6 protein-coding genes are annotated in these 6,015 nt (G+C 71.1%); 1 reads left to right on the plus strand and 5 read right to left on the minus strand.

Going from position 1 to position 6,015, the window contains the following annotated elements; genetic code table 11:
* From J0695_RS18185 to J0695_RS18205, 5 genes are all read right to left on the minus strand, one after another.
* Positions 1–1,311 (minus strand): S8 family serine peptidase (locus tag J0695_RS18185; protein ID WP_206963138.1); only part of this gene is annotated, 1,311 nt, incomplete at its 3' end.
* Between the two features lie 189 nt (positions 1,312–1,500).
* On the minus strand, positions 1,501–2,142 hold the full coding sequence (locus J0695_RS18190) for a cytochrome b/b6 domain-containing protein (protein ID WP_206963139.1): 642 nt from the start codon (positions 2,140–2,142) through the stop codon (positions 1,501–1,503).
* On the minus strand, positions 2,084–2,821 hold the full coding sequence (locus J0695_RS18195) for a molybdopterin-dependent oxidoreductase (protein WP_206963140.1): 738 nt from the start codon (positions 2,819–2,821) through the stop codon (positions 2,084–2,086). The genes J0695_RS18190 and J0695_RS18195 overlap by 59 nt, the downstream gene beginning before the upstream one ends.
* Positions 2,822–2,885: 64 nt before the next feature.
* Positions 2,886–4,427, minus strand: a complete 1,542-nt coding sequence (locus tag J0695_RS18200) for an APC family permease (protein WP_206963141.1) — start codon at positions 4,425–4,427, stop codon at positions 2,886–2,888.
* Positions 4,428–4,463: 36 nt separating this feature from the next.
* A complete protein-coding gene (locus J0695_RS18205; protein ID WP_206963142.1) occupies positions 4,464–5,408 on the minus strand; it encodes a hypothetical protein in 945 nt (314 codons plus the stop codon).
* Between the two features lie 141 nt (positions 5,409–5,549).
* Here J0695_RS18205 and J0695_RS18210 point away from each other — a divergent pair, with 141 nt between their 5' ends.
* The gene (locus J0695_RS18210; RefSeq protein ID WP_206963143.1) at positions 5,550–5,972 is read left to right on the plus strand and encodes an ASCH domain-containing protein; all 423 of its coding nucleotides are present in this window, start codon (positions 5,550–5,552) and stop codon (positions 5,970–5,972) included.
* Positions 5,973–6,015: the final 43 nt, after the last annotated feature.

The following is a 6,015-nucleotide window of genomic DNA, read 5'->3' on the forward strand; positions in this document are numbered from 1 at the left end:
GCGCTCCTCGTACGTCGCCGGCACCGGTTCGTACACGACGATGAGCGGTACGTCGATGGCGACGCCGGGCGCCGACAGGTCGGGCTTGAGGGCGTTGTCGCCCAGGCGCGGGCCCTGGCTGGTGAAGTAGGCGGGCTGGTCGGCGGAGTCGACGGCGCCGATGGTGAGCGCGGAGTCGGCGGCGCCGGGCGAGCCGATGGAGGTGGGGGCGCCGACGTTGCCCGCCGCGATGACGAAGAGGGTGCCGGTCTCCTGGGAGAGGGTGTTCACGGCGGCGGCCATCGGGTCGGTGCCGTCGCTGGCCTCCGTCGAGCCGAGGCTCATGGAGACGATCTTGGCCTTGATGTCCTTGGCGGCCCACTCCATGCCGGCGATGATCTCCGACTCGCTGCCCTCGCCCGCGTTGCTGAGGACCTTGCCGACGGCGAGCGTGGCGCCGGGGGCGACGCCCTGCTCCTTGCCGTCGGACGCGGCTCCGGATCCGCCCACGGTGGAGGTGACGTGCGTACCGTGGCCGTTGCCGTCGGCGGCGACGTCCTCGCCCGCGATGAAGGACTTGGACTCGGTGACGCGCGAGGCGAGGTCGGGGTGGGTGGCGTCGAAGCCGGTGTCGAGGACGGCGACCTTCACGCCCTTGCCGGTGAGCCCGGCCTCCCACGCCTCCGGGGTGCCTATCTGCGCGTTGCTCTCGGCCATGTCGGCCTTGACGCGTCCGTCGAGCCAGATCTTCCCGATGCCTCCCGAGAAGTCGTCGGCCGCCTTGGTCGCGCCGCCTGTTGCGCTCTCCCAGAACGTACGGCCCTTGTCGGCGTCGAGCGCCGCACCGCCGACACTGGCGAGGGTACGGGTGCGCTCCGCGCCCTTGGGTGCGGCCGCGGCGGCCCGGGCGTTCTTGCCCGAGTAGGTCACGATGAGGGGCGTCGCATCGCTCTTGGCGTCCGCGAGCCCCTGGGCGATGAGCTCGCTGACGTCGAAGAGCCGTGCGTCCAGGGCGCCCGAGGCGAGATACGGGCGCGCCTCGTCCGGTACGACGTTGATGTGGCCGTCCGAGATCTGCGTCCTGACGGCGCCGATCGCTCCCTTGGCCCGGTCGACGGTCACGGTCTTCTTGCCGCCGCCGAGGTCGGTGACGATCACTTTGTCGCCGGTCACCAGGGTCACGGTGCGGGCGGAGCTGACGGCGGCCGACGTGGCAGCGGGGGCAACAGCCTCCGCGGTGTCGTCGGCGCGCGCCGCGCCCGGGGGAAGCAGGGCGAACGCGAGCCCGGCCGACAACAGTGCCGCGCCTCGTCTCGCAGGTCCTCTGGTCATCACTGTCTCTCTTCCTGGGCCTCGGGCGCGGGGTGTTGCCCGAGTGCCGGGAAGAGTCTCAACAGGTTTGTGTTTCCAGGAAATGCACAAAGGGGGTGAGCGGCTGGCGAGATGCGGCCTTGGCGCCTTCCCGCCACGGCCGCGGCCCCGCGCCCGAACTCCCCGCTACTGGCCGGAAACTGTCGCCGCTCAGTCCTTCCACCGCGGGTGTTCGCGCTCGGCCCAGCCCCTGCTCACCGATCCCGTGCGCATCCCCCGCCGCGCCTCCGGGTCCGCCAGGGCCATGCCCACATGGCCGGCGATCACGATGCCGGCCGTCAGCGCCAGCCAGTCGTGTACGAACGTCGCGCTCGTACGCCACATCAGTGGCGTCAGGTGCGTGAACCACATCAGCAGGCCCGTGCCCAGCATGACGAGCGTGGCGCCCGCGATCCAGGCCGCGTAGACCTTCTGGCCCGCGTTGAACTTGGCCGCTTCCCGCCGGGCGCCGTCGCGGCGCAGGGCGGAGCGCAACCAGCGGATGTCGTACGGGGCGAAACGGTTCAGGCGGCCGAGGTCGGCGCGCAGCGCACGCGAGACCAGTCCCAGGAGTACGGGGACGGGGAGCAGCAGTCCCGCCCATTCGTGGACCGTGACCACCAGATAGCGGCGGCCCACCAGTTCGGCGAGCTGGGGGATGTAGAGGCAGGCCGCCGTGGCGATGCAGAGCAGCATCAGGCCCGCCGTCGTGCGGTGGACCCAGCGGACGGGGCGCGCGAAGCGGCGTACCTCCTCAGACGGTCGGGGCGTCGCCGCGTCCGTTGGACTTGCCGACCCAGGCATCGGTGTCATAGCCGCGCTCCTCCCAGTAGCCGCGCTGCACATCGGAGGTCACCGTGATGCCGGACAGCCATTTCGCCGATTTGTAGAAGTACATGGGTGCCACATAGAGGCGGACCGGGCCGCCGTGCGCGTGGACCACCGGTTTGTCCTGCATGCGCAGGGCCACCAGCACGTCAGCCCTGCGTGCCTGTTCGAGGGTGAGGCTCTCGCTGTACGTACCGTCGAAGCACTTGAAGCGGATGGCCCGTGCCCCCGGGCGCACTCCTGCCGCGTCCAGGAGCCGGGAGAGCTGGACGCCCTCGAAGGGCGTGCCGGGGACCCGCCAGCCGGTGACGCACTGGACGTCGCGGACCAGACGGGTCTGCGGCAGTGCGCGGAGCGAGTCGAGCGTGTACGCGGTGGGGTGGTCCACCAGGCCGTCCACCGTCAGGCGGTAGTCGGCCGCCGACTTGTGCGGGACCGATGAGGCCACCGAGTAGTAGCGGAAGCCGCCGCCGTTGGGCAGCAGTCCGGTCAGCCCCGTGGGGTCCTTGCCGGAGGCGGCGGAGAGGAAGGACTCCAGGCCGTTCTGGAGGTACGGCGCCGTCACGACCCCCGCGGCACCGAGCCCGAGCATGGAGAGCACCAGGCGGCGGCCGAGGGGTTTGCCGCCGGTCTCGCCCGGGTCGTCGGACTGTTCTGCGTTCACACAAACGATTCGAGCACCCGTGGGCGCCCAAAGATAGGGGCCACGGGTGCTCGTCAGTGTTTCGTCACATCTGTTCGGCGGCCTTGTCCAGCTGGAAGGCTTCGTTGCCGAGTCCGATACGGGCGTGCACGTCGGGCCTGGCCGAGCGCAGCACCAGTCCGTAGACCAGACCGCCGGCCAGTGCGACGCCGATGATCGCGGGCAGGATCCAGCTCAGGGCCGACCCGGGGCCCGCGCCGACCAGGACGTCGAAGTCCTTGACCGTGTAGACGGCGATCACGATCAGCGCCACGCAGGACAGGCCCGCCGCGATCAGCCGCCAGGCCTGGGCGCCGGCCGCCCCGCGCCGTACGAAGAAGGCGATCACGGCGATCGAGGCGCCCGCCATCAGCACGATGATGCCGAGCGCACCGATGTTGCCCATCCAGGTGAACAGGTGCAGGACGGGGACGGTCGGGTCGCCGGCCGGCTTGTCGTCCGCGGCGGCGAAGGCGATGACCACGACGACCGAGATGACGGTCTGCAGGACGGATCCTGTGCCGGGGGCGCCGCTGGCCTTGTTCGTACGGCCGAAGGCGGCGGGCAGCAGTCCCTCGCGGCCCATGGCGAACGCGTACCGGGCGACGACGTTGTGGAAGCTGAGCATCGCCGCGAACATGCCCGTGACGAAGAGGATGTGCAGGACGTCGGTGAAGGTCTTGCCGAGCGTCGACTCGCTGAGGGCGAAGAGGAGTCCGGGGCCGAGCTTCCCCGACTGCTCGCTGATCGCGGACGGGCCCGCCGCCACGGTCAGCGCCCAGGAGCTGAGCGCGAAGAAGAGCGCGACGAAGCCGACCGCGAGGAACATCACCCGGCGGACGACGACCTGGGGGCGGCTGGTCTCCTCCGCGTACACCGGTGCCTGCTCGAAGCCGACGAAGGCGGCGATGCAGAAGCAGAGCGCGGTGCCCAGGCCCGCGCCGGTGAGGGTGTCGGGGTTGAACGCGTGGAAGGAGATGCCCTCCTTGGCGGGGGACGCGAGGGCCGAGAAGTCGAAGATGACGACCAGGGCGCACTCGATGAGGAGGAGGACGCCGAGGACCTTGGCATTGAGGTCGATCTTCAGCCAGGCGAGGGCCGCGACGACGACGATGGCCGCCAACGCCGGTATCCACCAGGCTATTTCGGTGTCCAGGTACGTCTGGAAGAGGCCGGAGACCTCGAAGCCGAAGATGCCGTAGATGCCGACCTGCATGGCGCTGTACGCGACCAGGGCGACGAAGGAGGCGGCCGCGCCGGCGGTGGCGCCCAGGCCGCGGGCGATGTACGCGTAGAAGGCGCCCGCGTTGTGGACGTGGCGGCTCATCTCCGCGTAGCCGACGCTGAAGAGGACCAGGACCACGCCCAGGATGACGTAGAGGAGCGGCTGTCCGACGATGCCCATCGGGCCGAAGATGGTGGGCATCACCCCGGCGACCACCATCAGCGGCGCGCTGGCGGCGAGGACGGAGAGCAGCAGTCCGGCCGTGCCGAGACGGCCGGCGCGCAGGGCCTGTTCCTGGCCTTTGAATGTGCTGATCTCACTGGTTCCGCTGGTCTCGGTCGTGCTCGTACTGCCCGGCGCCATGGCGGTCGGTCCCTTCGTGAGGAATGACGGGGTTACTTACACGGAGCCGAGCGCTGCGTCGCGCGCGGCGCTGAAGGCCTGGTACGGATCCCGGTCCGGGTAGGCCCAGGGAGCCCGGGTGGCGTGCTCGCCGATGCGGTGGAAGAGGGCGGCGGCCTCGGCGGGGCGGCCCTCGCAGTACTTCGCGTGGGCAAGGAAGTTGAGGTCGATACGGTTGCGGGGGTGGTCCTCGCGCTCCCACTCCAGCCACCAGTCGAAGGCGGCCTTCATGACCTGGCGGGCGCGCCGGCCGGACCAGTGGGCGGAGCGCAGGGGGTTGGCGGGTTCGCTGCCCGCCGCGGCCAGGACGCGGTAGCGCTCGGCGTGGGCCACTACCGGCAGGACGGCAAGGGGCGAGTCGGCGGGGGCCTGTTCGGCGGCCCAGGCGGCGAAGTCGTACACCTCGTGGAGCGGGTCCTGACCGGCCTCCGGATGGCGCTCGGCCAGCCGGGCCGCCATCAGGTGGTGGGCATGGTGGTGTTCGGGATGGCGGGCCCTCACCTCCTCGAAGAGGCGGCTGACCTCGTCCTCGGTGGCGCGTTCGCGCGCGAGGATCAGCATCGCGAGCCAGGGCGTCGGGTCGGCGGGGGCGAGGCGGGCGGCGGTACGGCAGGCCTCGACGGCGGCGGCCTCGGGGCCCTTCCCCCGTATCGCGCCGAAAACGGCGGCGCACGCCAGGAGCGTGGCCGCGTCGGCGCTTTCGGGCTCGGCGAGCTGCCAGTCGCGCGCCCAGGCGGCGGACGCGGATCCCTCGGCGAGTACGACAAGACGGTGGCCGCGGCGGTCCCAGTCGTCGCCCGTACCGGCGAGCAGGGAGCGGACGCGGGTCCAGCGGCCCTGGGCCAACTGGGCACGGGCGGCGATGAGTTCGGAGTCGCCGAGAGCCGGGTCTACGTGCTGGACGCCCCGTCTTCGGGAGCGGCCGAGGGGTGGCGGAGACATCCGCGGAAGCCCTTCCCGGCTGCGGTGAGTGAATGATCACGCACAGCAAAGCGGTACGGGCAGGTCCGCGTCAAGGGGGAACTGGAGTGGCGGGCTCCTCAACTCCCCTTGCACCGTGATGATTTACGTAGGCTTGGGGCCATGCCGAACTCCGAACCGCTCAAGCCGTACCTGCTCGCCTTTCCCGGACCGCTGCGGGACCGGCTCGTCAACGCCGTGCTCAGCGGGGAGAAGGTCTCGACGACGGGGCTGCTCGCCGAGTTCGAGGCGGAGCGGGAGGAGCTGCCACCCGTCGGGGAAAGGTCGGCGCTGATCGACTCGGCGGGGATGGAGATCGCGGTGGTGGAGATCACGGAGGTCAGGGTGCTGCGGCTGGGGGATGTCGATCTGCAGCACGCTGTCGACGAGGGCGAGGAGCACGGGTCGGTGGCGGAGTGGCGGGCCGACCATGAGCGGTTCTGGCACGGGGAGGACATGCGGGAGGCGCTGGGGGATCCGGGGTTCGTGGTCGACGACGACACGATGGTGGTGGCGGAGCGGTTCAGGGTGACCGAGCGGCTGTAGGTGCCGGGGGCGGGCCCGCGCCTTTTCGGGGGCTCCGCCCCCG

Source organism: Streptomyces beijiangensis, from assembly GCF_017315755.1.
Lineage (GTDB): Bacteria > Actinomycetota > Actinomycetes > Streptomycetales > Streptomycetaceae > Streptomyces > Streptomyces beijiangensis.